This is a genomic window from Pseudoalteromonas sp. KJ63-1 (assembly GCF_055808145.1).
This window is the reverse complement of the sequence record NZ_CM147855.1, coordinates 634,534-660,367: the sequence shown is the minus strand read 5'-3', so window position 1 is coordinate 660,367 and position 25,834 is coordinate 634,534. Positions and strand designations below refer to the sequence as shown.

Here is a 25,834-nt window from a genome sequence, read left to right as displayed (position 1 = left end):
GTGCTGCCACCTAGTTAAACAAATAATAAATTAAAAGGGTAGTAAACCTACTTTTATCAATGCTTGCAAACAAATAAGCGAAAAAATACCTGCAAGCACATCATCGGCCATAATACCAAACCCACCATGGGCACGTTTATCGAGTATGCGAATCGGCCCTGGCTTTGCTATATCAAAAAAGCGAAACAGTAAAAAGCCCACTAATAATGTTTGCCAGTTAAGCGCTGCGCCAATCATAGTAATATAGTAACCAGCAACTTCATCCCAAACAATTGCTGGATGATCATGTACTTGAAGGTCATCGGCTGTTTTTCCACATGCCCAAATACCAAATATGCTTATGACTACTGCAAATACAATTTGTAACCACAGCGGAAAATGCATAGTAATAAAAATAAATGGTAGTGCAGCCAATGTACCAAATGTACCAGGTGCTTTTGGTGCAAGCCCAGTACCAAAGCCCAAACCAAAAAATTGATGTGGGCGTTTTAAATTAAATAATCGGTTTTTATTCAAACCTGCTCCTTGGAAAAGTGCTCAAAACCTTTATGTTCAAAAGCAAACTTCTCACCTTGGTGTAATAACTCTATATTGCCGTCACCACTTTTGATTTGCCCGATACAGCTTGCCTCTACACCGTATTGGCGCAGCTTAATATCTAGCATACTCTTGTTACTATCAGCAACGGTATACAGTAACTCGTAGTCATCGCCATAGTTAAGAACAAAAGGAAGTCGCTGCTCAAAATCAAGACTCGCTTGCATAGCATCTGAGGTGGGGACATTTTCAATATTAATGATGGCACTAACTTGTGATAAATTTAGCACATGCCCTAAGTCGGCTAGTAACCCATCGGAAATATCAATGGCCGACGATGCCAAGCCTCGTAACGCTTGCCCAGCAGCTACACGTGGCGTGGGGAAATTTAAACGTTTATTAATATCTTTTAAGTGTTCAGGTGCAATCGATAAGCCTTGTTTTTTCGATTCAATCGCCAACCCAGCATCACCAAGCGGACCGGTTACAAAAATCCAATCACCCACTTTTGCGCCACTTCTACGTAATGCTGTGCCTTCTGGAACTGTACCTTTTGCACAAATAGTAATACTAAGTGGGCCTTGAGTGGTATCACCACCAATGATCTGAACATTAAAGTACTCAGCAATTTCATGCATGCCATCAGTCAGCTCAGCAATCCATTGTGGATCGATACTAGGTAACGTAAGTGCAACCGACACCCAAGTAGGCTCTGCGCCCATGGCAGCTAAGTCACTTAAGTTAACAGCAAGAGCTCGATGCCCTAATGCGCGAGGGGAGATATCGTGAAAAAAATGCACCCCAGCAACTAAGGTATCTGTGGTTACAGCAAGCTGACAGTTCGCAGGTACTGTGACAAGCGCACAGTCATCTCCAATCCCTAAATTAACATCGCGACGAGTAATGCCACGACCTTTAAAGTAACGATTAATTAATTCAAATTCCTTCATACACAAAAAAGCCGACCTATGCCGGCTCTCCTTTTTAACGGTTATTTATAGCAACTCATCTGATAATAAATTTCAGTTAAAGTTGTTATTACTTACGTAACTGCTTTACAGCTTTATCAAGTACACCGTTTACAAATTTATGGCTATCTTCAGCGCCAAACATTTTAGCTAATTCAATGCTTTCATTGATAGCGACTTTGTAAGGAACGTCTTCACGAAATTTAAGCTCGTAGCTGCTTAAACGTAAGATTGCACGTTCAACTTCGTCTAATTCATCAAATGGACGAGTTAAATGAGGCGATACAGCTTCGTCTAGTTGCTTGTGATTTACAGCAACTCCACGCGCTAAATCTTTAAAATATTCAACATCAATTTTAGTCACATCGTTTTCGATCAACATTTGTTGTTCGATATCGGCAATTGCATTGCCGCTTAATTGCCATGAATATACGGCTTGAAGTGCTAAGATACGTGCTTTACGTCTTGCTGCTGGTTTCACAAAAATTCCTTAAACTTAAATTTTATCTAACACATTAACCATTTCAAGCGCACCTAAAGCAGCTTCGCCGCCTTTGTTACCCATTTTGGTGCCTGCGCGCTCAATTGCTTGCTCAATGCTTTCAGTGGTTAATACGCCAAATGCAACTGGGATATCATACTCAAGTGATACTTGTGCAAGCCCTTTATTTGACTCGCCAGCGACGAGATCAAAGTGAGGCGTGCCCCCTCTGATCACTACACCTAAGGCGATAATTGCATCATATTCTTTTTTTGCTGCAACGCGTTTCGCTGCTAAAGGTAATTCAACCGCACCTGGTACGTAAATCACGGTAATATCGTCTTCAGATACTCCACCAGTACGTTTTAGCTCATCAACAGCACCTGCAAGCAAGCTACTACCAATAAAGTCATTAAAACGAGAAATGACAATGGCAAACTTTTTGCCTGGAGCGTATTTATTACCTTCAATAATTTTCATTTGATAACCCTAAAAATAAGTTTAAGCGATTTCGGTTGCGCAAAAATTGCTGCGCATTATACCACAAAAATAAAATAATAGCCTAGCGTGTAATTATTGTGGCTCTACGTAGTCAACAACTTCTAAATGGAAGCCTGATAATGCATGATATTTTTTCGGTAAACTCATCAAACGCATTTTTTGGATACCTAAATCAGCCAAAATTTGTGAGCCTACACCTACGGTACGTGAAGTACCTTGGAATTTGCGTGGCGTTACACTCTCGCCAGCATCAGCTGCAGCGAATGCTTTAACAGTCGCTTCTAATTCGTCAGTGCTTTCTTGCTTACCTAAAATAACTAAAGCGCCATTATGCTCAGCTATATACGCCATGGCTTGCGATAATCCCCAACTGCGATCAGCGTTGCGATCAGAGAGTAGAATATCGTTAAAGGTGCTTTGTAAGTGCACTCGCACTAACGTCGGTTCTTGTTGTTTTATTTCACCTTTAAGCAATGCATAGTGCAGCTGTCCGTCAATCGTGTCTTTGTAAGTCACTAAGTCAAATTCACCATGCTCAGTTGGCAATTTACATTTTGCAACTTGCTCAATAGTGGTTTCATTTAGGTTACGGTATTCGATTAAATCAGCTATGGTGCCAATTTTAATATCATGTTGCTTAGCAAATACTTCTAAGTCAGGGCGGCGCGCCATGGTGCCATCTTCATTAAGAATTTCTACAATCACTGATGACGGCTCAAGACCCGCTAAACGCGCTAAATCGCAGCCAGCTTCAGTGTGCCCTGCGCGCGTTAATACGCCGCCAGGTTGCGCCATAATAGGGAAAATATGCCCAGGTTGTACAATATCACTTGGCACAGCGCCTTTAGCAATGGCAGCTTGAACAGTACGAGCACGATCCGCTGCAGAAATACCCGTTGTAACCCCTTTTGACGCTTCAATAGACATAGTAAAGTTGGTCGAGAACGCGGCACCGTTATTTTTAACCATCAGCGGTAAATCAAGTTGCGAGCAACGCTCTTGAGTCATGGTTAAACAAATTAACCCACGGCCATGAGTCGCCATAAAGTTAATTGCTTCTGCACTAATGTGCTCAGCAGCAATAATTAAATCGCCTTCATTTTCTCTGTCTTCATCGTCCATTAAAATAACCATTTTACCGGCTTTAATGTCATCTATTATTTCTTGTGCGCTGTTTAAATTCATAAGTTGCTCGTATAAGTTGTCAATATCGTTATTTTATAAAGCCCGCTTTAGCGAGTAAGCTCATTGAAATATCTGAACCAGTAGGATGCTCAGCTCCCTTTACAAGGCGCTCTAAATAACGTGCTATTTGGTCGACCTCTAGATTCACTTTGGTACCGACTTGAAAATCGGCTATGGTCGTTTGCCCGCTGGTGTGGGGTACAATTGTCAGTTTAAATTTATTACCTTCAACCGCATTGACCGTTAAGCTAATACCATCAATACACACAGACCCTTTATAAGGAATGTATTTCATTAAATTTTCGTCGGTGGCTAACCAATATTCTGTTGCTCGCGCATTGGTATTAATTGCAGTGATAGTGGCAATACCATCTACATGACCAGACACTAAATGGCCTCCAAGGCGCGATACAGGTTGCATCGCCTTTTCTAAGTTAACTGTTTGCCCTAAAGCGTAATGTGCAAACCCTGTTAAGCTAATCGTTTCATTTGATAAGTCAGCACTAAAGCCATCTACATACTTATCAACAACCGTGAGGCACACACCATTGGTTGCAATACTGTCACCTAACTTAACATCACTCATATCAAGGTTTTTACTTTGGATACGAATAGCTAAATCACCTTGTTTTTTTTGTAATAACGCAATTTTACCTGTCGCTTCAACTATTCCAGTAAACATAGTGCTACTCTTTATATAAAATGATTAATGAGCTTTTTTTAGTGCTGTGATACGTAAATCATCACCAATTGGCACACACTCATTAAAAGTTAAATTAATGGTATTTTGCATACTCATTAACTCTGGGAAATTCAGTAAACTTCTTGCATCACTACCCATTAACTTAGGGGCAATGTAAAAAACAAACTCATCAATTAAACCAAGTTCAGCCATTTTTCCGGCCAATGTGGCACCCGCTTCTAACCACACATTATTAAACTGTAATTGCGCTAGCTTTTGCAGCGCTGCTTGTAAGTCTACTTTATTGTTCTTTTCGGGGACTTCAATATGTTTAACAAAATGAGGCCACTGATGCGATTTATCAACCCGAGTGGTGAATATTATCACCTCACTTTGAATTGAAAATAAGGCAAGTTCAGGCGTGAGTCTATTTTGGGAATCAATAATAACGCGAACAGGTTGGCGCAGTGGCAAATTGGTCGGTAAAGAAACCGGAAGTTCTTCTGGGCGTACATTTAATTTTGCATCATCGATTATGACTGTATCGGCACCGGTTAAAATTGCACAGCTCTGAGCACGATATAGTTGTACATCTTGGCGCGCAGCGGGCCCTGTTATCCATTTACTTTGGCCGTTTTTAAGCGCCGTTTTACCATCAATACTGGCGGCCATTTTGCAGGTTACAAAGGGTAACCCCTGCTCCATACGTTTAAAAAAACCAAGGTTTAATGCGCGAGCTTGCTCTTCAAGTAATCCGTAAGCGACGTCAATTCCTGCATCTGCTAAAATTTTCAGGCCTTTGCCTGCAACTTGCGGGTTGCTGTCAACCATAGCAGCAACCACTTTTTTTACACCCGCGGCCTTTAGCCCTTCAGCGCAAGGCGGTGTGCGACCATAATGACTGCAAGGCTCTAGGGTTACATAAGCGGTTGCACCTTTAGCATTTTCACCGGCCTCAGCCAAAGCATTAACTTCAGCATGACCTTGTCCTGCTAATTGATGAAACCCTTCAGCTATTATTTTATTATTTTTTACGAGTACGCAGCCTACATTAGGATTAGGAGTGGTGGTAAAGCGCCCTTTTTTTGCCAGCTCAATGGCGCGTGCCATATAACGTTTATCATCCTCTGAAAACGAGCTTTGCATGGTCATTACTACTCTCCTAAGCGAGCTATTTCTTCACCAAATTCACGTATATCTTCAAACGAGCGATATACTGAGGCAAATCTTACATAGGCTACTTTATCTAACTTTTTCAGCGCTTCCATAATACACTCACCCACCAAATGACTAGACACTTCACGCTCGCCGGTGGCTCGTAGCTGAGATTTAATTATATTAACGACTTCATCAACTTGTTCGGTACTTACGGGGCGTTTTTCAAGAGCGCGAGTTAAGCCATTTAGTAACTTATCTTCATTAAACGGTTCACGACTGCCATCTTGCTTAATAACTCGCGGCATGACTAATTCAGCCCCTTCAAAGGTGGTAAACCGTTCGTGGCACTCATTACATTCACGACGTCTACGTACTTGGTGTCCCCCGCCGACAAGGCGAGAATCAATAACTTTAGTATCTTTGGCGGTGCAAAATGGGCAATGCATAACTGTGTGTTTCCGTTTTAAAAACAAAAAATGGCCGCTATAATAGCGGCCATTATCATAACAAAAATGTGTGCAGTTGTGATCTAAATTACTGTTTTACTCTTGGATTAAGCGTAAACAGGTAATTTTGCACAAATTGCTTTCACTTTTTCTTTTACTTGCGCTTGTACTGACTCATCTTCGATGTTGTCTAGTACGTCACAGATCCAGCCCGCTAACTCTTTTGACTCTGCTTCTTTAAAGCCACGACGAGTGATTGCTGGTGAACCAATACGCAAACCAGAAGTAACAAATGGTGAACGTGGATCGTTCGGTACTGAGTTTTTGTTAACCGTGATATTCGCGTTACCTAGGGCAGCATCTGCATCTTTACCTGTGATATCTTTATCGATTAAATCAAGTAAGAATAAGTGGTTGTCAGTTTTACCTGATACTACTTTGTAACCGCGCTCTTGTAATACTGCAACCATTGCTTGAGCATTTTTAACAACTTGAGCTTGGTATGTTTTAAATTCAGGTTGAAGTGCTTCTTTAAATGCAACCGCTTTAGCAGCAATAACATGACATAAAGGACCACCTTGGCCACCTGGGAAAACAGCGCTGTTTAGCTTTTTGTAAATATCTTCATCGCCACACGCAGAAATGATTAAACCACCGCGAGGGCCGGCTAATGTTTTATGTGTTGTGGTTGTTACAACGTGAGCAAATGGCACAGGGCTTGGGTAAACACCCGCAGCAATTAAACCTGCAACGTGCGCCATATCAACAAATAAGTATGCGCCTACTTTGTCTGCAATTTCACGGAACTTAGCCCAATCAACAATACCTGAATAAGCAGAGAAACCCGCAATAATCATTTTTGGTTTGTGCTCAAGTGCTAACGCTTCAACTTGTGCGTAATCAATTTCGCCAGTTTCTTCGTTAAGGCCATACTGAATTGCGTTGTATGTTTTACCTGAGAAGTTTACGTGTGAGCCGTGTGTTAAGTGACCACCGTGCGCTAGGCTCATGCCTAAAACGGTATCAAGTGGGCTTAATAGTGCTTGGAAAACAGCGGCATTCGCTTGTGAACCGGCATGTGGTTGCACGTTTGCGTAATCTGTACCAAATAATTCATTTGCGCGGTCAATCGCTAACTGCTCAACCACATCAACGTGCTCACAGCCACCGTAGTAACGTTTGCCCGGGTAGCCTTCAGCATATTTGTTAGTAAGTTGAGAACCCTGCGCTTCTAGTACGCGTGGGCTACAGTAGTTTTCAGATGCAATTAACTCAATGTGCTCTTCTTGACGTGATGTTTCTTTGCTCATCGCGTCAAATAACTCTGGATCAAAGTCCGAAATATTCATGCTACGTTCTAACATTGGGGTCTCCTGGGCAACGTGTATGGGTATTTTTTACAGGCTTTATTGTACGCTTAAAACGACTCTTTGCCTACGCTCTTAAGTTGAGGATATTTAAACAGGGATTGAAACTATTTCACAGCATTTTGATGATGATATTTTTTTATAAACTAATAACAATTTTAAATGAATTTGATTTATTACATTTATTTAGCTTATGCGTTATGCCTAAAGCGATATATAAACAAACAAAAAAAGCGGCCTAAGCCGCTTTTTCTACACGTGTGACTTTAACCTAGCTTAGCAAATAGCTCACTGCGTAAATCGTCGTAATCATTGTGCATATCAATGGCTAAACACGGTTTTGCTAATGCATCAGCTAACGGCTTTGGCATATTTAATTCAACATTAAGGATATCCTCAACGCTGTCTTTAAATTTGGCCGGATGCGCAGTCGCTAAAAAGATACCTGCAGCATCTGTTGCTTTATTTTCAACAAGCCCTTGGTAGGCAATCGCGGTATGTGGCTCTGCAATATAGCCAAGCTGTTGAATTTTTTTCATCACTGATTTTGTGTTTTGCTCATCCACACTAACAGAATAAAAATTGTCATAACTAAACCAGTCATTATCTAGCATAGTTTGTACTCGCGGCCAGTTATTAGGTTTACTGACATCCATTGCATTTGAAAGCGATTCAATAGTCGCATTAGGCGTCCAATTTTTATCAAGCATAAAGCGCGGTACTGTGTCGTTTTGGTTTGTAGTCGCGCTTAGTTTACCTACAGGCATACCAATAACCGCGCCAATCATAGCCGCACACACATTACCAAAGTTACCACTGGGTACTGAAATATGCGCTGTAGCACGCTTTTCTTTTGGCAGCTGTGCAATGGCTTCAAAGTAATAACACACCTGCGCGACTAAACGGCTAATGTTAATTGAATTTGCTGAGTTTAAACCTAATTTCGATTTTAGCTCTTCATCTAAAAATGATTTTTTAACCAACTCTTGGCAATCATCAAAACTCCCCTCAATCGCATAACAATGAATATTGTCACCGAGAGTAGTAAATAACTTTTGCTGAGCGAGTGAAATTTTGCCCTTAGGGTATAAAATAACCACATCAATATTTGGTTTGTTATAAAAAGCATGCGCTACGGCAGCTCCGGTATCACCGGATGTTGCAGTTAAAATAGTGACTTTTTCGCCTTGATTAAATTGCGCTAAGCACTCGGCCATAAAGCGGCCACCAAAATCTTTAAATGCCAGTGTTGGGCCATGGAATAACTCTAAGCAATAGGTATTGTCTTCAACTTCCACCAGCTTAACCGGAAAGTTAAACGCATTCTTAACCATCTGGGCAACAGTATCACTTGGTAGCTCGTCACCAATAAGGTGCGATAAAATTTTGCCGCTGCGAGTAACAAAGTCCATATCGAGTAATGCATCAACATCACTTAATGGCGCTAACGACTCAGGAAAAAACACACCTTGATTACGCCCTAGTCCTGTTTTTACAGCTTCAACAAACGACACTTTTTGTGAATATTCTTTTAAATTATGTAATTGCATGACTCTTGATCCTATAAAACATTTAATTGACGCGTGCCGTCGTTATCTAATTTACAAATATGGCAAAAACCTTGCTCGTTGATGTAGTTTTCCTCTAGCCACTGCGCGCATTGCTCTGCCGCTTCAAGCGTTTTACATACACTAAACAAGGTAGGCCCTGCGCCTGAAATACTCACAACTTCAGCACCCAGTGCTGGTAAGCTTGCTTTGGCATCACTAAAGCCGCTTATAAGTGGCGCACGGTATGGCTCTGCTATTTCGTCTTTCATAATGCTTAATGCATCATCAAAGCGTCCTGTTAACAGTAAGCTACTAAACGCCGATAAACGCTGCGCAAACTCAACCCCCGCATGCATACTAAGCTCTTTTGGTAAAACAGAGCGCGCTTTTGCGGTATTGAGCGAAAAGCCTGGAAATGCGGCGACGTAATACCAGTTTTCATCGACAGGTAACGCAATAGATTTATAAGGAATTAAATCACCGGTTAATTGTAAGCCACCAAGGTAACAAGGAGTGATATTGTCATAATGACGTCCACCGCTTACCAAGCCCTCAAAATCGGCCATTAGCTCTATTAACTCAACTTGACTTAAATTGGTTTGAGCAAACTTATCCAGCGCTACAAATGTCGCCACCACAGAGCAAGCACTTGAGCCTAATCCCGAACCAATCGGCAAGTTTTTCCTAAGTTCGAGCTTTACCGCAGGCATATCAGGCGCAACATGCGCTCTAAAATGCACTAAACACTGGTACGCTAAATTTTCTTGCGCATCACTAGGTAGCTTATGTGCGTAGTCGCCTGTACAAATAAATTCATCACTCGATGCGGCACTAACAACCGCCACATCACCTAATAAACCGCCATCAATTGGCGCAAGTGCGGCGCCCAGCGCATCAAAGCCAACGGCAAAATTACCAATAGACGCCGGAGCATATACTTCAATCATAACTGACTCCTAGCGAGATAATGTTTTTAATATGTCTGCAAATACACCCGCAGCCGTTACTGCAGAGCCTGCCCCATAACCACGGATAACAAACGGACGCGGTTGGTAGTATTGGCTTAAAATAGCCAGCGCATTTTCACCATCACGAATTACACTTAACGCGTGTGATGAATCCACGGCTTCGATTCCGACCTTACAGTGACCATTTTTAATTGTGCCTACGTAGCGAAGTACTTTACCTTCACTCGCTGCACTTTGAATACGGTCGTTAAAGCCGGTATCCAGGCTTGGTAGTTTTGCCATAAATTGCTCAACGTTGTCACCTTGGGCGAAGCCTTGTGGTAATACCGACTCCACTTCTATGTCGCTAAGCTCTAATTGCATGCCTGCTTCTCGGGCAATAATAAGTAGTTTACGTGCTACGTCTGTCCCCGATAAGTCATCGCGAGGATCGGGTTCAGTAAAGCCGCTTTCTTTTGCTTTAATTGTTGCCTCAGACAATGATAAACCATCTTCAAGGGCACCAAACATGTATGAAAGCGAGCCTGATAAAATACCACTAAACTCAAGTAACTCATCACCGGCACCAAAGAGTGATTGTAAGTTATCGATTACAGGTAAACCTGCACCTACGTTAGTTTCGTATAAAAACTTACGATTATTTTTATGTGTAGCTGCTATTAAATCTTGGTAATACGTATATGAGCTCGTGGTGGCTTTTTTATTGGCAGCCACAACGTGGAAACCCGCATTTAAAAAATCGACGTATTGCGAAGCCAAGGCATCTGATGAAGTACAATCAACTAGTACAGGGTTAACTAAATGATTTTGCTTAACAAACTGTTCTACTAATTTTAAATCAAATGCTTGCTCTGATTGCGCTAGCTTTTGCTGCCAATCATCAAAAGCAATACCTTCACCATCAAGGTGTAATTGACGTGAGTTAGCCACACCATATAGGTTTAATTTAATATTACGCTTTTCAAGCCATGCTTGTTGACGCTCAAGCTGATTTATTAGCTCTTGACCTACTAAGCCACATCCCAATAAAAACACATCAATTGAAGGCACATGAGTGAAAAAGTTTTCATGACAGATTTTAACCGCGTCATTACACAACTCACCGTCAATAACAGCAGAAATAGCGCTTTCAGTTGAGTCTTGCGCTATAGCAACAATGTTAACTTGTGCTTGAGCAAGCGATGCAAAAAACTTAGCCGCTAAGCCTTTATGAGCGCGCATGTTATCGCCCACTAACGTTACTATTGCTAAATTACGTTGCACATTTACCGGCTCAATTAAGCCTGCTTTTGACTCTAAGTCAAAGGCCACTTGCAACGCATTCAACGCTAGATTTAAATCACTTTCATGAACACAAAAACTGATGCTAAATTCACATGATGATTGAGTGATCAGGACGATTGACACGTTATCATGCGCTAATGCATTAAATACTTTCGATGCCATACCCACTTTGCCTTTCATACCAGGGCCCGAAACGGTCAACATAGCTAAGTTTTGTAGGCTTGAGAGTGCTTTTACTGGTTCATCAGATACCGTATCGTTACTAATTAGTGAGCCTTGCGCATCTGGGTTATGAGTATTTTTAATTTCGCATGGCACTCCAGCTTTTGCACACGGTAGGATAGTTTTAGGGTGCAACACTTTAGCGCCAAAATAAGAAAGCTCCATCGCCTCTTTGTAAGATAGGAAATCAACCTTAGTGGCTTTTTTGATATAACGCGGATCGGCGCTGTATACACCATCAACGTCAGTCCATATTTGACACACTTGCGCCTCTAAACACGCTGCAGCAATCGCCGCTGAATAATCAGAGCCATTTCGACCAAGTGTTGTGAGCTCACCTTTATCATTACTTGCAGTAAATCCAGGCATAATGTAAACCGTTGCTGGCGACTCTTTTAGTACTGCTTGAAAACGGGCTTTACTGGCGACTAAATCGGCTTCAGCGTCTATGTGTCCACCCGTTGAAACAATACAGTCTGTTGCTTGTAAATAATGCGCGTTATGATCGACTAGTAAGCTTTGCATTAGCGATACGCTAACACGTTCACCAAAGCTAATAATAAAAGCCCTGATTTTATCTGGGCAACACTTAATTAGTGCAACCCCATCAAGCTTATTTTTCAATTCGTTAAAGTCCGGCCAGTTTTGAACTGTTCCTTGTTTTTCCTCTACAGCTGCTTTTAAAGCATTGCAGCGGGTAACAAGTGCATCCCACAACGGGTTGAAATCCTGCCCCTGCTCTGCGGCACTAGCCAACGAAACAAGCGAATCTGTCATACCGCCAGGCGCTGAAAGCACCAGTAACATTTCATCTTTTAATTGTGCCTTAGCCAGAGCAGCTACTTGCTTTAGGCAGGCAAAGTCAGCGAGCGATGAGCCACCAAATTTTAAAACGCGCATTTTTTATGTTTCCTCATTCCATAAAACGAAAAAAGGCCTGTGTTCTAAGTGAACACAGGCCTTTAAATTTGTTGCACCGACCTATGCCACTATCCAGTAAGAATGGTGGTTGTAATAATAATGGTCGTTACAAGACTAAATGTTTTCATAGCTTAAGACTGCCTTAACAAAGGCTATTCTGTCAACCCTAAATTAGAAGATAAAACAGTCTTTTTCATCATGAATTTTATTAATAAATGCCAAACTTATGCAAAACGTCGTTAAGTTGTGCTTTATTAATCGGTTTGTGAATAAAATCGATTGCGCCGAGTTGCGCTACGCGATCTCGCATTTTTTGTTGAATATCTGCAGAAATTACCAATACATAAGTTTCTATTTTATTTGCTTTGACCTGCTCATGCACTGCAATCCCATCCACTTCAGGCATGGTTAAATCGAGGCATAAGAGATCAAAATGCTTATGGTGTAATAACGCCAAGGCTTCTTTACCATTGGTTGCCTGTTGAATATCGGCATCAAGACACTCATTTAAACAGCGGATCACTTGTTTACGAGCAACAGTTGAGTCATCACAGACTAAAATAGAAAAACGCATCATAATGACAATTTAATTAAACTCATATAAAACACCTAAACCCACGCTAAAATTAATTTGCTTACTCAGGCAGCAAAAAGTCAAAAATATAACCAACATAAGTAGCGAGCAGGTTATTTACTGTATCTTTTACTAACGTTATCAATAAAGTGCATGAGTGCACAATAAAAATTAGCAAAATAACTCTACCTAATTTGAAAACAAACTAGCGAAACACACTACGCTAGAATAGAAACGAAATTATTAAGTTCACAGAGTAGTACTTATTTAAGAGCACAAAATAACAATATAATAAAATATATGTTTATTTTTAATGATTTATTAACTAATGTTTATAAGCGTACACTAATAGTTGAATAATTAAAGGAAATACAAGTCCCTCATGCCGCAAAAAAGTCTTTCAACAAAGTTACTCACACGAGTTTTATCGGTTTATTTTATACTGACTTTTGTGGTGACCTGCGGACAAATCTTCGCAGAGTATGTTAATACCAAAGATTACATACGCGATGAGCTCGGCACACTGCAAAAAACATTTGGTAGAAGTCTAACTCGAGCAATTTGGGAGTTAAATATAAAACAAACCACAACAACCGCAGAAGGATTACTTGATATACCTATGGTTGAAGGGGTTATTATTCGTGATGATAACGGCGCTATTATTTCTCAATTAGGCCGCGCGCTAAACATTCACAACCTATATAGTCAGCAACTTGTCCAAGAAGACGTGATTGTAGAAGACGCCAAAGCAGGTTTATTTGGTTATACATTTCCGCTTATTTTTGAATTTTCAGGTCGCGCCACCCAAGTAGGTGATGTGACTTTATTTTCTAGCCGCGACGTGATTTTTAGTCGCATTATGCTATCTATTTACTTTTTAATTGGCAACGCCATGATTAAAACCACCTTTTTAATTATCTTGTTTTTAATCGCATTTAGAAAGCTGCTAACGGAGCCACTCACACAACTTACTGAACAAATTGAATACCTTGAATTAGAAGAGCTCGATGGCCAGCGCGTTAAAATTGTCACTGACGAAAATAACGAACTAAAAGTAATGGAGCGCTCTTTTAACAATTTGATCTCTAAAGTTGTTGAGTATAAAAAAGAGTTAAAGCAAACCCAGAATGACCTAATCGAAAGTAATCAAAAACTAGATCAACAAAATTTGCAGCTTGAACAAGATGTAGCGCGTAAAACATCAAACCTGAGCCAAGCAATGATCGACCTACAGCAACAAAAATATGAACTCGAACGCCAAAAAGAAGTATTAACTGAAGAAGTTGACCTACGAAAGCAAACTGAGCAAGAGCTGCTAAGTAAACAAACCCAACTACAAAACTCACTCGATGAACTAAGCTTTGCGCAAGAGCAGCTTGTTGGCTCAGAAAAAATGGCGGTATTAGGCGGTTTAGTGGCGGGTATTACTCATGAAATTAATACCCCTATTGGTATCGGCGTAACCGCGACTTCATTTTTACATGAGCGTTTAACTGAAATAGAAACTGCGTTTAAAAACAAATCGCTATCCTCTTCAGCACTGGAGAGCTTTATTAATGATGCAGCACAAAGCGCTCAACTACTCTCTCACAATTTAGAGCGCGCATCTGACTTAATTACGAGCTTTAAACAAATCGCAGTTGATCAAGCCAGTGAGGCGCTAAGAACCATTAACTTTAAGGATTACATTAACGAGGTTATACGTTCTTTACATCCGCAAATTAAAAAAACATCCCATAGCATTCGTCTGCATTGCCCGGATGATTTAATTATTAATTTACCTGCGGGGGTGATCAGCCAAATATTTACTAACTTAATTATGAATTCATTACTGCATGGCTTTGAAAATATAAACAGTGGCCAAATTACCATAGATGTAAATACTGATGAAAACGACTTAGTCATTAATTACCAAGATAATGGTATCGGGTTGAAACCGGCACAACTTAAGCGTTTATTTGACCCATTCTTCACCACAAAGCGTGATGAAGGTGGCAGCGGCTTAGGTGCTCACATTATTTTTAACCTAGTAAAACAAACACTCAATGGCAAAATTGAAGTCAGCAGTGAACCCGACCAAGGGTTACATTACCGAATTTCGTTCCCTAAAAACATGTCATCTCCCTTGCCACTTTTTAAACTCGATTAGCCGTTTCTAGAAGCGGCTTTTATTGCTATGATTGCATAAATTTTTTAAATGGATCATTTCCCTATGTGGTTTAGTAACCTTATATGCTATCGCTTTAAACAAGACGTTTCGTACACTCAAGAAGACTTTGACAAGGCGTTAGAACAAGATCTATTTCGTCCATGTACTGGTCAAGAGTTGGCAACATTTGGTTGGACAAAAGCATTTGGTAAACATGGTGAAACTTTGTCACATTTTTCACAAAAAAGTATTTTAGTGTGCGCCAAACGTGAAGAGAAAGTGTTACCTGCCTCCGTAATAAATGAGCTTGTTGCAGAAAAGGTTGATCAGATTGAAGCTGAAGAAAATCGACCAGTAAAGAAAAAAGAAAAAGATGAATTAAAAGAAAACATCTTACACACGTTACTGCCACAAGCATTTAAAAAGTCGAGCCTACAGTTTGCGTTCATAGACCAAGAAAATGGTTGGGTTGTAGTTAATAGCGCAAGCTTTAATAAAGCTGAAGAACTTCTGGCGTTACTACGCAAATCGTTAGGCACATTACCGGTTGTTCCTGCGTTTGCTAACTATGATTTAGATGTATTTTTAACTGACTGGCTTACTAACTTTAGTACACCTGAGGGCTTTGCGATTGGCTCAGACGCTGAGCTTGAAGAAGCGGATGACAGTGGTGCCCAAGTTAAGCTTAAAGGCCATGACTTAGCGTGTGACGAAGTAAAATCGCACCTTGAAAGTGGTAAACGCGTGACTAAGCTTGCTCTAGATTGGCAAGAACGCGTTAAGTTTATGCTACAAAACGATGGTTCAATTAAACGTTTAAGCTACAGTGAAACACTTAAAGAAGAAAATGCCGATATCCCTAAAGAAGATATGGCGGTTAAACTAGACGCTGACTTTATTCTTGCATCTGAGGAAATCAAGCAACTTCTTGAAGAGCTTACTCAAGGCTTAGGTGATGCAGACGATTTAGCGTAAATGACAAATGGCAACACGCCTTAAAAGCGTGATTATTGCTTGTTAAAAATACAAGATAGGGAGTATTAGTAATACAATGGGGCATGAGGTGCTGCGAGATGTACAGTGAAAACATGCCCCAGATAATACTTTATGTATAGTTGGTTGCATAACGATTTATACGCAAATAAAAGTGCCATTTATATGCGATATTAATTTTACCGAGAGGTATTTAACTGGCTACTGTAACACGATTACGACCAGTATCTTTTGATATATATAACGCATTATCAGCAAGCGCTATCAGCTTTTCACAAGTATCGCCATTACGTGAATAAGTAGCAACACCAAAGCTAGCTGAAATAAACACTGACTGCTTGTTTTCAATAGTTATGGGGGTATTATTTATAGCTTGCCTTAATTCTTCTGCAACCAAAGCTGCTTGGCTAATGTCATATGAAGGCAGTATTATTATAAATTCCTCACCGCCATATCTAAATATACTACCTTTATTAAGTATGGCTGAACGGCATATGTCAGCAAACGTTATTAGTACTTGATCACCTCCAAGATGCCCATATTTATCATTGAATTTTTTGAAATGATCAATATCAACCATAATTACACTAACATGTGTATTCGAAACGTTGGCGAGATGTATTTTTTTGTTTAAGGATTCATTTAATTTACGCCTATTTAGTAACCCTGTAAGATGGTCGACTTCAGCTGCACGTTCAAGTTTATTACGTTGCTTTATAATTGTATCTTTCATCGCATTGAATGTATGCGCAACACTAGCCATTTCAATTGGTATATCAATATCTATAGTGTGCCTACTATCTCCAGTAGCAAATTTTGATGCCCCTTCGGTGAGTTTATCCAAGCTGCTTTTTAATGAATAATTTATAATCATTAAGCCTAGTATTCCTAATAATATTGACACCAAAAGAATAGCTAAATAAAGTTTCTCGGCATGTATTAATACGTCAATTGCTTGAGCGTGTATAACTTCACTTTCAATATGTAGACTATTATATATATCGGCTAAAGTCTTCCCTAACAATTCTGATTTGTTTTCAAAAGCCATAAAATTTTTGTTTAAAACCTGCTTTTTATCACTGCCATGTGCAAGGTTAGCAAAAATAAATTGAGCATTTTCATCAATACTCTTCCACTGAAATTCTGCATATGAAATATCCTCAATTAATTTCTTATTCGTAATTTCAATAGCAGTTTTTAATTTAATAAATAAATTGCTGATATGTTGCGCTTCATAGTAATACTTTTTCTGATAGTTCACCTCTTCACTAACAAAAAAGTCAGCTACAGATGTGGATATTCCCCACACCGATACTTGTAACTTATTAATGGGTACTAATACCTGTTGCTGCTTAGTTATGAGTGATGAAAATGGAATAATAACGCGATTATTAATATAGCTATACGTTGAAACAGAAAACACTACAAAGGGGATAATTGTCATTAATAGTCCGGTCATTAACCAAAAGCGAAGTGACCTTCGCTGCCAAAAAGATTTTATTTTTTTATACATTGTCAGCCCTATAAAAATATATCTATTAATTATTTAAACCTACAAAACTAATTAAATCATCATAACTAAGTGGCTTAGAGTAGTAGTACCCCTGAATGAAATCAACGCTGTTGTTTTGAACCATAGTTAATTGGGCTTTGTTTTCGACACCTTCAGCAATTGTTAGAACCTCTATCGATTTTAACATCTTATTAATACCTTTCATTAACCGAGCATTTTTAGTATTGCTTTCTGCGGCAACAATCAAAGTTCTATCTAATTTTACAATATCAATTGGATAATTTAATAAATGAGATATTGAAGAGTAACCTGTACCAAAGTCATCTAAAGCAATTTTTACTCCAAGGTTGTGCAATTCTTTGAGAACACTATTTGTAATTATATCTTCATTAAGTAATGACGTTTCTGTTATCTCAACTACCAACAAATCAGGTGAAATGTTATGATTGCTTAACTGTTTAGAGATAAAGTTTACTATATTTAAATTCAATAATTGATAAGAGGATATGTTTATAGCAATATAAAAGTCATAGTTGACTATAGTCCTCATTTTTTCAAAATATTGAAGAGCAGACTTAATAATCCAGTTTCCAAGTGATTCTATGAGCCTAGATTGCTCAGCGATCGGTATAAACTCACTCGGATTATTAGATGTGACAGCATTTGGCCATCTGATAAGGGTTTCTATCCCTATTACTTTATTAGACTCTTTAGCACATATTATTGGTTGAAAGTGAAGCTCAAAGTTACTCTCTGATATAGCTTCTCTCAATTCTAATTCTATTTGGTATTTTCTTTGAAAATCCAAGTTCATGTTGTCTTGAAATATACAAACTTGATTACGACCAAGATTTTTTGCTCTGTACATCGCGATATCAGCAAACTTTAGAAGTACTTCTTTGTTATCGCCATTCAAAGGAAATACTGACACACCTATACTTGCAGAGCAATGAATTGTGTTGCCTTGTATGTTAAATAAGTTATCGAAAGTGGCTAAAACACGTTGTGCTATCACCTGCGCAACATGAATATTAGGGAGCTCATCAATTATAAATGCAAATTCATCACCGCCAAGCCTAGCTAAGATTTGTTCTGCTCTAAGTTCATTTTGGATTCTTTGTGCTACTTCGATTAAAAGGCGATCCCCAATATCATGACCAAAAGTATCATTAATGTTTTTAAAGTGATCTAAATCTAAAAGCATTACTCCAATACTGTTGTTGTATCGATCTTTTTTATTTATTAATTCGTGCAAGTATTCATCAAAATAATAGCGATTAGATAAACCTGTTAAACTGTCTTTTTCTGCCATTTCTTTCATAGTGCAATAGTTCGAGTATACTGTGTTCTCAAGTTCAAAGCGTTTGGTTGCTTGAATTAAGGCTCGATTAACAGTGCTTTCAGTGACTTCCGATTTCAATAAAAAATCATGGGCACCTGCATTAATACAGTCAATGAGTAACTGCTCACTATTACTATTACTTAACATTATTATAGTTGTCGCACTTCTTCCATTAACTGATTTTAGCTCCGAAATAAGCTCAATTCCATCCATTTTCGGCATGTTAAAATCAAGCATCGCGACATCAAAATGTGAGTCTGTTAGTAATGTAATTGCATCCTCAGCTGTGCTTGTCTCCACAATCTCATACTTATTTGATAACATCATCAACGAACGTCTAATCGCCATTCTATCAAATAAGTCATCATCGATTATTAATATTTTCATTTAACTTCCTACTCAGGCAGGCACGCAACCTTCCAGTATCCTTCAAGAGTCTCAACAATATTTACTATGCAATTACCCGTCTCTTCCTTTACAAAATAACCAGCACTATGGTTTTCGTAGCTTTGTAAAATATCCTTTTCATTTTTTGATGTTGTAAGCATAAAAACAACACTTTTATGATGAACAGGGTGGCTTCTAACTTTTTTAAAAATTCAAGTCCATTCATTCTAGACATCTGAATGTCGAGCAAAATTATATAAGGTGATGGCACTTCTCCTCTATCAAGCATTTCAAGAGCTTCTTGACCGTCTTTTGCTCTAACAATTGTATTCGCAACCATTTTTTTATTTAAAGAACGCTCTATGGTCATATAATCAATATCATCGTCTTCAACAATAAAAAGTGTAACTTCCTTCTTACTCATATCGTGTTTCCTAATACTTTATAAAGCTTTGTGGCCAAAAAATCTTAAACTCAGCACCGTTGGATTGATTTACAAGGGTGATCTCACCACTATGAAACTCGATCACTTTTTTAATTATTGATAACCCCATTCCACTGCCTTCAACCTCGTCGCGTGATTTTAGTGTTTGGAACATTTCAAAAATTTTGTCTGAGTATTTAAAATTAATGCCAGGGCCATTATCTTTGATTATTAATTCTAGTCCCCCTGGTTTTTGGCTAACGAGAAGTTCCACTCTAACCTCCTTCTTATCACTATGTTTGATAGAGTTATTGATAAGGTTGAGTAGCACAAGTTGTAATGGGAGTTTGGGTATCACAATTGTTAAGTTAGGGAAGTGTATATTGATTTTTTTATCAGTCATGACTAAGTCTAAGATTGATAGCTTCTCATCAACTAAATTTACAGCTTCTGGTTTATGCTGCACTTTATTTAACCTTGAGTAACTAAGTAAATCATCTAGCAATTTAGACATTCTTAAGGCTCGGCCTTGTATTAGTTCAAACTTTTCTAAAGTTGAAGTATCAAATACATTTAGATTATCTTCTTTTATCCATCCAACTAATTTTAGTATCGCATTTAATGGTGACCTAAGATCATGTGAAGCTATATAAGCAAACTGTTCAAGATCCTGATTTGATTTAACAAGTTGTTTTATTGCTTGTTCCTTATCTGTCACATCGCGCGATATCCCTAATATAAATGGCTCTCCCGAAGAGTCTTTGAAACGTGTTTTAGTCGTAAATAGAATGCGAATTCTGCCAGATGGAAACGTAATCGTTTCATATGTTTCACTATAACCATTTTCAAAGGCTAATTTGTCCATCGCTAAAAACTCTTCGACCTCATTTGCAGGGTAATCCTCCAATGTGGTTTTTCCAATAATTGTTTCTCGAACATTAGGAGGATAAAGCTCTTTGAAGGCGGTGTTAAACTTCACTAATTCAAAGCGTTCATTTTTCACGAATAAATATTCTGGCATACTTTCAATAATTAAATCTTGAAATTGCGAGGTGTTTTCTAATTCTGCTTCTTTTTTAAGTAATTTTTCTTTGCTTTTAATTAAAAGCTCTTTGTCATCAAGGGTAGCTTGCTCAATATTGCAACTTAATAGGTCACATATTGCCACATGTAATATAAACGCCGTTACCTGCGCACTTATTAAGTAATCATCCGCCCCTGACTTAATTGCTTTGACTATAGAACTTGTACAAGAATTGTCATTCAAAATAATTAGCTTAATCCGAGGGTACTGGGCCTTTAACTCTTTTATAAAAACAAGGTGTTCATCTTTTAGATTCTTAATCTTAACTACTACTAAGCTAGGTCTGTGAGTTGAGATTGACTCAAATGAAGTAAAGTTAAAATTTTCATGCTCTAATGAATAGTTTACATAAGGAGCTTTACATAAAGTTAGGCTTGGATTGGAGTTGTTACTCAAAACTAATACTAAATTGTTTTTTTGCTTTTTTAAGGGGTTAGATAAAGAGATCATCTCATCGATAGCAACTTCTAAAGTATTTCTAACAGAGCTCACTAATGGTAATTGTTTACAATGTATATAATTGGTAATTTTTTGTGGCAATGATGCCTTTGAAGGAGTCAAAAGTAATATAGGTAGATGAGGGTAGTAGATCTGAATGTTTGAAATTACTTTTTCAATAAATTCAACTTTTGGGTAGTTTAATAGTAAACAATCAATTGAACTATTTACAAGAATTTCAAATAGACGAGAGTCCGAATAATCAGAGTAAAAAATTTCGTATTTATGATTATCAAAATCGAAATGCTTTCCTTGATTTAGCTCGCTATTTAAATAATCTAATACCAGAATTTTATATACAGCCACTACAAATATCCTTTTTTTACTCATGTTTAAACTTATATGATGAGTACTAATTTTTCAAATTATTCTTACATACTAAAAAAAGCGCGTAATCTAAGCAAGTTTTTAACAATTTTTTACTTTTAAGTTCTTATTTTGGGTAATTAATAGTGTAAAATTCAGACTTTATTTATTACTGGCATATTTTAACGATGAAATTTAAACTTTCTTTAGTTTCGCTTAGCCTTGTATTGGGTGGTTGTACAAGTGAAACTGAATCGGATCTTCTTAAAACAAAAGCAATCCAAGCGCAATATCTTATTAGTTCAAATGGTGAGCGCACCAAAATAAATGCTGAGTTAAATTCAGGTGATTCATTTGGTTCTAATATACGATTATCAAATGGTGATAAACTATATGCTGAAGCGTTAAGTAAACGAATAACGCTAACTGAAGACTCTGATATTTTAGATATTGATTACGAAGGCCGATTTGAAATTACGTCAGGAAATACTAAGTTTCAAATAGATTTAGTCAGAAAAAGTGAGCAAAATGCTCAATCTAATGTAGATTTGCCTCTAGAATTTACTATTTTGGAACCAAGCAATAACGCGACCGTTAATTATGACCAGACAATTACTGTACAACTTGATGGGCTGGATCCTGCAAGTCAAACTGAATTGATTTTGAACTATGGTTGTGATGACTCTAATGGAGGGATTTTTTCTGGCTCAGCAAGTTACTCTGTATCAAATGTTTCTAACTTTAATTTTAACTTGGCCAACAAAGACATTATAGATATTAACTCTTCAAAACAATATAAAAATTGTGAACTAGACATTGTTATAGAGCGGTTCAGAGAAGGTGAAATATCAAATGAACTTGCAGATACGAGTTTTATTCGCGCTATTCAAACAAGAAAAATTAAAGATATAAAAATAATTTTTTAATTTTCTAAGAATAGCTATGGATTCATTTGGTTCCTGTAATGGTTAATTAATTATTTAGAGTTTCTAAGCTGGAGTTTCATTTCTCCTATCTAGAGTCATGTAATTATTTTTTGAATACATACCTTTGTAGTTATAAAACTGAATATAATAGTCTGCTTATAGCAGAGTGATGATTTATATATGAAAGAAGGCTCAGTCGCCCTGTATCTAAACTTTTGAAATCGCCTCATTACCGTTTGCTTATAATTACACTCTACAATCACTCCTTTAGTGCTCATTTGGCCTCGTAATATGATAATACCTCGTAGTGGGGTCACCTATTTATCAAATTTAAGTGGAAAGGCGTATACACCATGATACATAGTGTATACGTTTTCAATATTTGCATTAAACAAAGCCAGTAACGGATTTCAATTTGTTTTGCGCACAAGTAGAAATAGTTTTCACCGAGCACTGCCATAATCATACTTTTTATTGCTCTGCATGTTTAGCTAAACATTTCTTTTACGTCTTCAACCATGTGCAAGTATTTCTCACTCTCTAACATTTCTAATGAAGGAAAAATGCCTTTATCAATATAAGTTTGTAGCGCCGCAGATTTATCTGATACTTGTAGGGTTCCCTCAAGGATTGCACCAATGCGAATAAAGTCGATATAACTCACTTCAGTAGAGCGATAGTTAACATCAGCCCAGTGCTGTGCAACCTCTACAAACACATCAGGGAATTCCCATGCTTTCATTATTGAGCCACCAATTTTACCGCTTAAACGTTGAATTGCGTGAGCTAAAAAACTCGGATTGGCAAACACTTCTGGGTGCCGCTCAGCCTCAGTTAAAATCGGTAACACCCCAATATTATAAACCAATGAAGCTAGTGTAATGGCATCACGGTTAAGCGAAGTGTGAGTATTTCTTTTTAAGTAAAACTCCATCAATGAAATAGAATGCGAGGCCACATGCAGCGTTTTTTGCCACGCCTTGCCCATGTATCCCTTTATTAGCTCATTATTAGATACAAACAGCTGCTCCATTGCCATGGCTGTAGCTATATTTTTTATTTGTCTTAAGCCAATACGTGTTACTGCTTGATGTAAATTAGACACCTTTACAGCACGACCCATAATGGCACTATTTGCTACTTTAATCATTCGCGCAGATAATGCAGGGTCATGTGCTATTGCATCTGACATTTGCATCAAATTAACATCTGGATTGTCAGCGGCTTGACGAACCTTAATCGCTACCTCTGGTAACGTAGGTAACACCAGTGTGTCGTTGTTAATTCTGTCAACCAAAATTGTGAGTAAGGCATTTTCTGTAGACATAAAATATCCCTTTGCTTAATGACCTACACTTTACAGCAAGTCTTATATTATTAATTATTTCAAAGCTTAGTAGTACTAAACATATACCCAAAGTAGAAAAAACTGTAGATAATTATTGATTATTTACTAGTGCCCCACTGATTTATGCGCACTAACGCCTAATACTTGCTATTTGCTAGTGTGTTTTGCTTTAATGCAAACATGCTAAGGCACATTAACACGCTTTCAGTACCTTAACTTACAGTATACAAGTTATAAAATAGACTTTTTAAAGGCAATATAATGATCTTAAATAAAATTAGCCAAGCAATACTGCTCTCTGGCATCGTTTTTCTTAGTGCCTGCTCTGAGCAAGCACCGTCTTCAAGTAATACGCCGCAAAGCTCAACGCCGACGGCTTCTCAAACGCCTTCAGGGCCAGCGCTTGTTAATATTGACCGTCAACGCTTAGACATATACACAGACTTTAGTTTACAAAGTGACTTATCACATTTATCTGACAATCAAAAAGCTATGGTAGCTAAACTTATTGATGCTTCAAAAATTATGGATGATTTATTCTGGAAGCAAGCATTTGGTAAAGATAAGCAAGACTTTTTAGCACAACTAGATGATGAAAGGGTACGTCAGTTTGCTGATATTAACTATGGCCCATGGGATCGCTTAAACGGCGATGAAGTATTCTTATCAGGCTATAAAGAAAAGCCGCTTGGTGCAGGTTTTTACCCAGCCGACATCACCAAAGAAGAGCTTAATAACGCTGATGTAAAAGATAAAACAGGGCTTTACTCACTGATTAAACGTGATGAACTAGGTAATTTATACAGCACGCCTTATTCAGAAGAATATGCAGTAGAACTTGCCCAAGCAGCTAAGTTACTTAGAGACGCTAGCAAATTAGCTGACGACCAAGAATTTGCCAACTACCTAAACTTACGAGCTGACGCAATACAAAGCGATGATTTCCAAGCCTCTGACTTTGCTTGGATGGATATGAAAAATAACCCTATCGATGTTGTTATTGGCCCAATTGAAAACTACGAAGACCAATTATTTGGTTACCGTGCTGCCTATGAATCGTATGTACTAATTAAAGATTTAAAATGGAGCGAACGCTTGGCTAAATTTGCAGCCTTTTTACCTGAGCTGCAAAAAGGCTTACCTGTAGATAGTAAGTACAAGCAAGAAGTACCGGGCTCAGATGCTGACTTAAATGCCTATGATGTTGTTTATTATGCCGGGCACTCAAATGCTGGCAGTAAAACTATTGCGATTAACTTACCCAATGATGAGCAAGTGCAATTAGAAAAAGGCACACGTCGTTTACAGCTTAAAAACGCAATGCGTGCGAAGTTTGATAAAATTTTAGTGCCTATCTCAGAGCAGTTAATTGTGCCAGAGCAACGCAAACATATTACCTTTGATGCGTTCTTTGCTAACACCATGTTCCATGAAGTGGCTCACGGTTTAGGAATTAAAAACACCCTAACGGGTAAAGGTACTGTTCGCCAATCACTTCAAGAACATGCTAGTGCTTTAGAAGAAGGTAAAGCCGATATTCTTGGTTTATACATGGTTGAACAGTTACTTAAAAAAGGTGAGATCACTGAAGGGACGTTAGAAGATTACTACACCACCTTTATGGCGGGTATTTTTCGCTCAGTGCGTTTCGGTGCCTCAAGTGCACATGGTAAAGCAAACATGATCCGCTTTAACTTTTTTGCTCAAGAAGGTGCTTTTTCTAAAAATGAAGACGGGCTTTATAGCATCAACATGGATAAAATGGGCGATGCTATGGCAAAGTTATCGCGCCTTATTTTAACTCTACAAGGTGACGGTGATTACGAAAAAGTAGATCAACTCATTGCCACTCATGGCGATATTAAAGCGGAACTTGCTAAAGACTTAGAAAAGTTAAGCAAAGCGAACATCCCTGTAGATGTGACCTTTAAACAAGGCAAAGATGTGCTTGGCCTTGATTAACAAAAGCTAATTAAATAAAAAAGCGTTACAGTGTAACGCTTTTTTATTACTTTGATTA

General features: G+C 38.3%; 22 protein-coding genes. 4 read left to right on the top strand and 18 right to left on the bottom strand.

The window, feature by feature from the left end; genetic code table 11:
- Positions 1-30 precede the first annotated feature (30 nt).
- The 13 genes from AC0L7Q_RS03090 to AC0L7Q_RS03030 form a co-directional block, all read right to left on the bottom strand.
- Positions 31-516, bottom strand: coding sequence for a phosphatidylglycerophosphatase A family protein (locus AC0L7Q_RS03090; protein WP_008110211.1), 486 nt, complete (start codon positions 514-516; stop codon positions 31-33).
- Positions 513-1,487, bottom strand: coding sequence for a thiamine-phosphate kinase (thiL, locus tag AC0L7Q_RS03085; protein ID WP_413401337.1), 975 nt, complete (start codon positions 1,485-1,487; stop codon positions 513-515). The genes AC0L7Q_RS03090 and thiL overlap by 4 nt, the downstream gene beginning before the upstream one ends.
- An 88-nt stretch (positions 1,488-1,575) precedes the next feature.
- The gene (gene nusB, locus AC0L7Q_RS03080) at positions 1,576-1,986 is read right to left on the bottom strand and encodes a transcription antitermination factor NusB (protein ID WP_010390936.1); all 411 of its coding nucleotides are present in this window, start codon (positions 1,984-1,986) and stop codon (positions 1,576-1,578) included.
- 15 nt (positions 1,987-2,001) lie between these two features.
- Positions 2,002-2,466: a 6,7-dimethyl-8-ribityllumazine synthase gene (gene ribH, locus AC0L7Q_RS03075; protein ID WP_008110216.1), complete on the bottom strand. Its 465-nt coding sequence runs from the start codon at positions 2,464-2,466 to the stop codon at positions 2,002-2,004.
- A 93-nt stretch (positions 2,467-2,559) separates the two neighbouring features.
- Positions 2,560-3,672, bottom strand: a complete 1,113-nt coding sequence (gene ribBA, locus AC0L7Q_RS03070) for a bifunctional 3,4-dihydroxy-2-butanone-4-phosphate synthase/GTP cyclohydrolase II (protein ID WP_010390933.1) — start codon at positions 3,670-3,672, stop codon at positions 2,560-2,562.
- A gap of 28 nt (positions 3,673-3,700) precedes the next feature.
- Positions 3,701-4,354: a riboflavin synthase gene (locus tag AC0L7Q_RS03065; protein ID WP_413401336.1), complete on the bottom strand. Its 654-nt coding sequence runs from the start codon at positions 4,352-4,354 to the stop codon at positions 3,701-3,703.
- Between the two features lie 24 nt (positions 4,355-4,378).
- Positions 4,379-5,506 (bottom strand): bifunctional diaminohydroxyphosphoribosylaminopyrimidine deaminase/5-amino-6-(5-phosphoribosylamino)uracil reductase RibD, encoded by a 1,128-nt coding sequence (ribD, locus tag AC0L7Q_RS03060; protein ID WP_413401335.1) that lies wholly within the window; start codon positions 5,504-5,506, stop codon positions 4,379-4,381.
- Positions 5,507-5,508: 2 nt separating this feature from the next.
- The gene (gene nrdR / locus AC0L7Q_RS03055) at positions 5,509-5,958 is read right to left on the bottom strand and encodes a transcriptional regulator NrdR (protein WP_010390928.1); all 450 of its coding nucleotides are present in this window, start codon (positions 5,956-5,958) and stop codon (positions 5,509-5,511) included.
- 107 nt (positions 5,959-6,065) lie between these two features.
- Positions 6,066-7,322, bottom strand: a complete 1,257-nt coding sequence (gene glyA / locus AC0L7Q_RS03050) for a serine hydroxymethyltransferase (protein ID WP_008466843.1) — start codon at positions 7,320-7,322, stop codon at positions 6,066-6,068.
- Positions 7,323-7,591: 269 nt separating this feature from the next.
- Positions 7,592-8,875 (bottom strand): threonine synthase, encoded by a 1,284-nt coding sequence (thrC, locus tag AC0L7Q_RS03045; protein ID WP_413401334.1) that lies wholly within the window; start codon positions 8,873-8,875, stop codon positions 7,592-7,594.
- Positions 8,876-8,886: 11 nt separating this feature from the next.
- The gene (gene thrB, locus AC0L7Q_RS03040; RefSeq protein WP_413401333.1) at positions 8,887-9,822 is read right to left on the bottom strand and encodes a homoserine kinase; all 936 of its coding nucleotides are present in this window, start codon (positions 9,820-9,822) and stop codon (positions 8,887-8,889) included.
- Positions 9,823-9,831: 9 nt separating this feature from the next.
- Positions 9,832-12,249, bottom strand: coding sequence for a bifunctional aspartate kinase/homoserine dehydrogenase I (gene thrA, locus AC0L7Q_RS03035; protein ID WP_413401332.1), 2,418 nt, complete (start codon positions 12,247-12,249; stop codon positions 9,832-9,834).
- Between the two features lie 229 nt (positions 12,250-12,478).
- Positions 12,479-12,847: a response regulator gene (locus AC0L7Q_RS03030; protein ID WP_409424780.1), complete on the bottom strand. Its 369-nt coding sequence runs from the start codon at positions 12,845-12,847 to the stop codon at positions 12,479-12,481.
- 379 nt (positions 12,848-13,226) lie between these two features.
- Between AC0L7Q_RS03030 and AC0L7Q_RS03025 the strand changes: the two genes are divergently transcribed.
- The gene (locus tag AC0L7Q_RS03025) at positions 13,227-14,993 is read left to right on the top strand and encodes a sensor histidine kinase (RefSeq protein ID WP_413401331.1); all 1,767 of its coding nucleotides are present in this window, start codon (positions 13,227-13,229) and stop codon (positions 14,991-14,993) included.
- A gap of 63 nt (positions 14,994-15,056) precedes the next feature.
- A complete protein-coding gene (rdgC, locus tag AC0L7Q_RS03020) occupies positions 15,057-15,968 on the top strand; it encodes a recombination-associated protein RdgC (protein WP_010390919.1) in 912 nt (303 codons plus the stop codon).
- 211 nt (positions 15,969-16,179) lie between these two features.
- Here the strand turns inward: rdgC and AC0L7Q_RS03015 are convergent, their stop codons facing one another.
- The 4 genes from AC0L7Q_RS03015 to AC0L7Q_RS03000 all read right to left on the bottom strand — a co-directional run bounded on the left by AC0L7Q_RS03015 (position 16,180) and on the right by AC0L7Q_RS03000 (position 21,540).
- Positions 16,180-17,499 (bottom strand): GGDEF domain-containing protein, encoded by a 1,320-nt coding sequence (locus AC0L7Q_RS03015; RefSeq protein ID WP_409424777.1) that lies wholly within the window; start codon positions 17,497-17,499, stop codon positions 16,180-16,182.
- 25 nt (positions 17,500-17,524) lie between these two features.
- A complete protein-coding gene (locus AC0L7Q_RS03010) occupies positions 17,525-19,228 on the bottom strand; it encodes a two-component system response regulator (protein ID WP_409424776.1) in 1,704 nt (567 codons plus the stop codon).
- An 88-nt stretch (positions 19,229-19,316) separates the two neighbouring features.
- Entirely contained in the window at positions 19,317-19,652 is a 336-nt protein-coding gene (locus AC0L7Q_RS03005) for a response regulator (protein WP_409424775.1), read from the bottom strand.
- A 10-nt stretch (positions 19,653-19,662) separates the two neighbouring features.
- The gene (locus AC0L7Q_RS03000; protein ID WP_409424774.1) at positions 19,663-21,540 is read right to left on the bottom strand and encodes an ATP-binding protein; all 1,878 of its coding nucleotides are present in this window, start codon (positions 21,538-21,540) and stop codon (positions 19,663-19,665) included.
- Positions 21,541-21,728: 188 nt separating this feature from the next.
- Here AC0L7Q_RS03000 and AC0L7Q_RS02995 point away from each other — a divergent pair, with 188 nt between their 5' ends.
- Complete coding sequence (locus tag AC0L7Q_RS02995) at positions 21,729-22,466, top strand: hypothetical protein (protein ID WP_409424773.1); 738 nt, start codon at positions 21,729-21,731, stop codon at positions 22,464-22,466.
- Positions 22,467-22,953: 487 nt separating this feature from the next.
- Here the strand turns inward: AC0L7Q_RS02995 and AC0L7Q_RS02990 are convergent, their stop codons facing one another.
- Positions 22,954-23,793 (bottom strand): HDOD domain-containing protein, encoded by an 840-nt coding sequence (locus AC0L7Q_RS02990; RefSeq protein ID WP_413401328.1) that lies wholly within the window; start codon positions 23,791-23,793, stop codon positions 22,954-22,956.
- Positions 23,794-24,075: 282 nt separating this feature from the next.
- On the opposite strand from AC0L7Q_RS02990, the gene AC0L7Q_RS02985 reads away from it, so the two are divergent.
- Positions 24,076-25,776: a dipeptidyl-peptidase 3 family protein gene (locus AC0L7Q_RS02985; RefSeq protein ID WP_413401327.1), complete on the top strand. Its 1,701-nt coding sequence runs from the start codon at positions 24,076-24,078 to the stop codon at positions 25,774-25,776.
- The last annotated feature ends 58 nt before the right edge of the window (positions 25,777-25,834 follow it).

Excerpts from the sequence above, each read along its gene's own strand:
- glyA (WP_008466843.1), bottom strand. The coding sequence starts at position 7,322 with ATGTTAGAACGTAGCATGAATATTTCGGACTTTGATCCAGAGTTATTT.
- ribH (WP_008110216.1), bottom strand. The coding sequence starts at position 2,466 with ATGAAAATTATTGAAGGTAATAAATACGCTCCAGGCAAAAAGTTTGCC.
- rdgC (WP_010390919.1), top strand. The coding sequence starts at position 15,057 with ATGTGGTTTAGTAACCTTATATGCTATCGCTTTAAACAAGACGTTTCG.
- AC0L7Q_RS02985 (WP_413401327.1), top strand. The coding sequence starts at position 24,076 with ATGATCTTAAATAAAATTAGCCAAGCAATACTGCTCTCTGGCATCGTT.
- AC0L7Q_RS03005 (WP_409424775.1), bottom strand. The coding sequence starts at position 19,652 with ATGAGTAAGAAGGAAGTTACACTTTTTATTGTTGAAGACGATGATATT.
- thiL (WP_413401337.1), bottom strand. The coding sequence starts at position 1,487 with ATGAAGGAATTTGAATTAATTAATCGTTACTTTAAAGGTCGTGGCATT.
- AC0L7Q_RS03030 (WP_409424780.1), bottom strand. The coding sequence starts at position 12,847 with ATGATGCGTTTTTCTATTTTAGTCTGTGATGACTCAACTGTTGCTCGT.
- thrC (WP_413401334.1), bottom strand. The coding sequence starts at position 8,875 with ATGCAATTACATAATTTAAAAGAATATTCACAAAAAGTGTCGTTTGTT.
- AC0L7Q_RS03015 (WP_409424777.1), bottom strand. The coding sequence starts at position 17,499 with ATGTATAAAAAAATAAAATCTTTTTGGCAGCGAAGGTCACTTCGCTTT.
- AC0L7Q_RS03065 (WP_413401336.1), bottom strand. The coding sequence starts at position 4,354 with ATGTTTACTGGAATAGTTGAAGCGACAGGTAAAATTGCGTTATTACAA.
- thrA (WP_413401332.1), bottom strand. The coding sequence starts at position 12,249 with ATGCGCGTTTTAAAATTTGGTGGCTCATCGCTCGCTGACTTTGCCTGC.
- AC0L7Q_RS03025 (WP_413401331.1), top strand. The coding sequence starts at position 13,227 with ATGCCGCAAAAAAGTCTTTCAACAAAGTTACTCACACGAGTTTTATCG.
- nrdR (WP_010390928.1), bottom strand. The coding sequence starts at position 5,958 with ATGCATTGCCCATTTTGCACCGCCAAAGATACTAAAGTTATTGATTCT.
- AC0L7Q_RS03010 (WP_409424776.1), bottom strand. The coding sequence starts at position 19,228 with ATGAAAATATTAATAATCGATGATGACTTATTTGATAGAATGGCGATT.
- ribBA (WP_010390933.1), bottom strand. The coding sequence starts at position 3,672 with ATGAATTTAAACAGCGCACAAGAAATAATAGATGACATTAAAGCCGGT.
- ribD (WP_413401335.1), bottom strand. The coding sequence starts at position 5,506 with ATGACCATGCAAAGCTCGTTTTCAGAGGATGATAAACGTTATATGGCA.
- AC0L7Q_RS02995 (WP_409424773.1), top strand. The coding sequence starts at position 21,729 with ATGAAATTTAAACTTTCTTTAGTTTCGCTTAGCCTTGTATTGGGTGGT.
- AC0L7Q_RS02990 (WP_413401328.1), bottom strand. The coding sequence starts at position 23,793 with ATGTCTACAGAAAATGCCTTACTCACAATTTTGGTTGACAGAATTAAC.
- thrB (WP_413401333.1), bottom strand. The coding sequence starts at position 9,822 with ATGATTGAAGTATATGCTCCGGCGTCTATTGGTAATTTTGCCGTTGGC.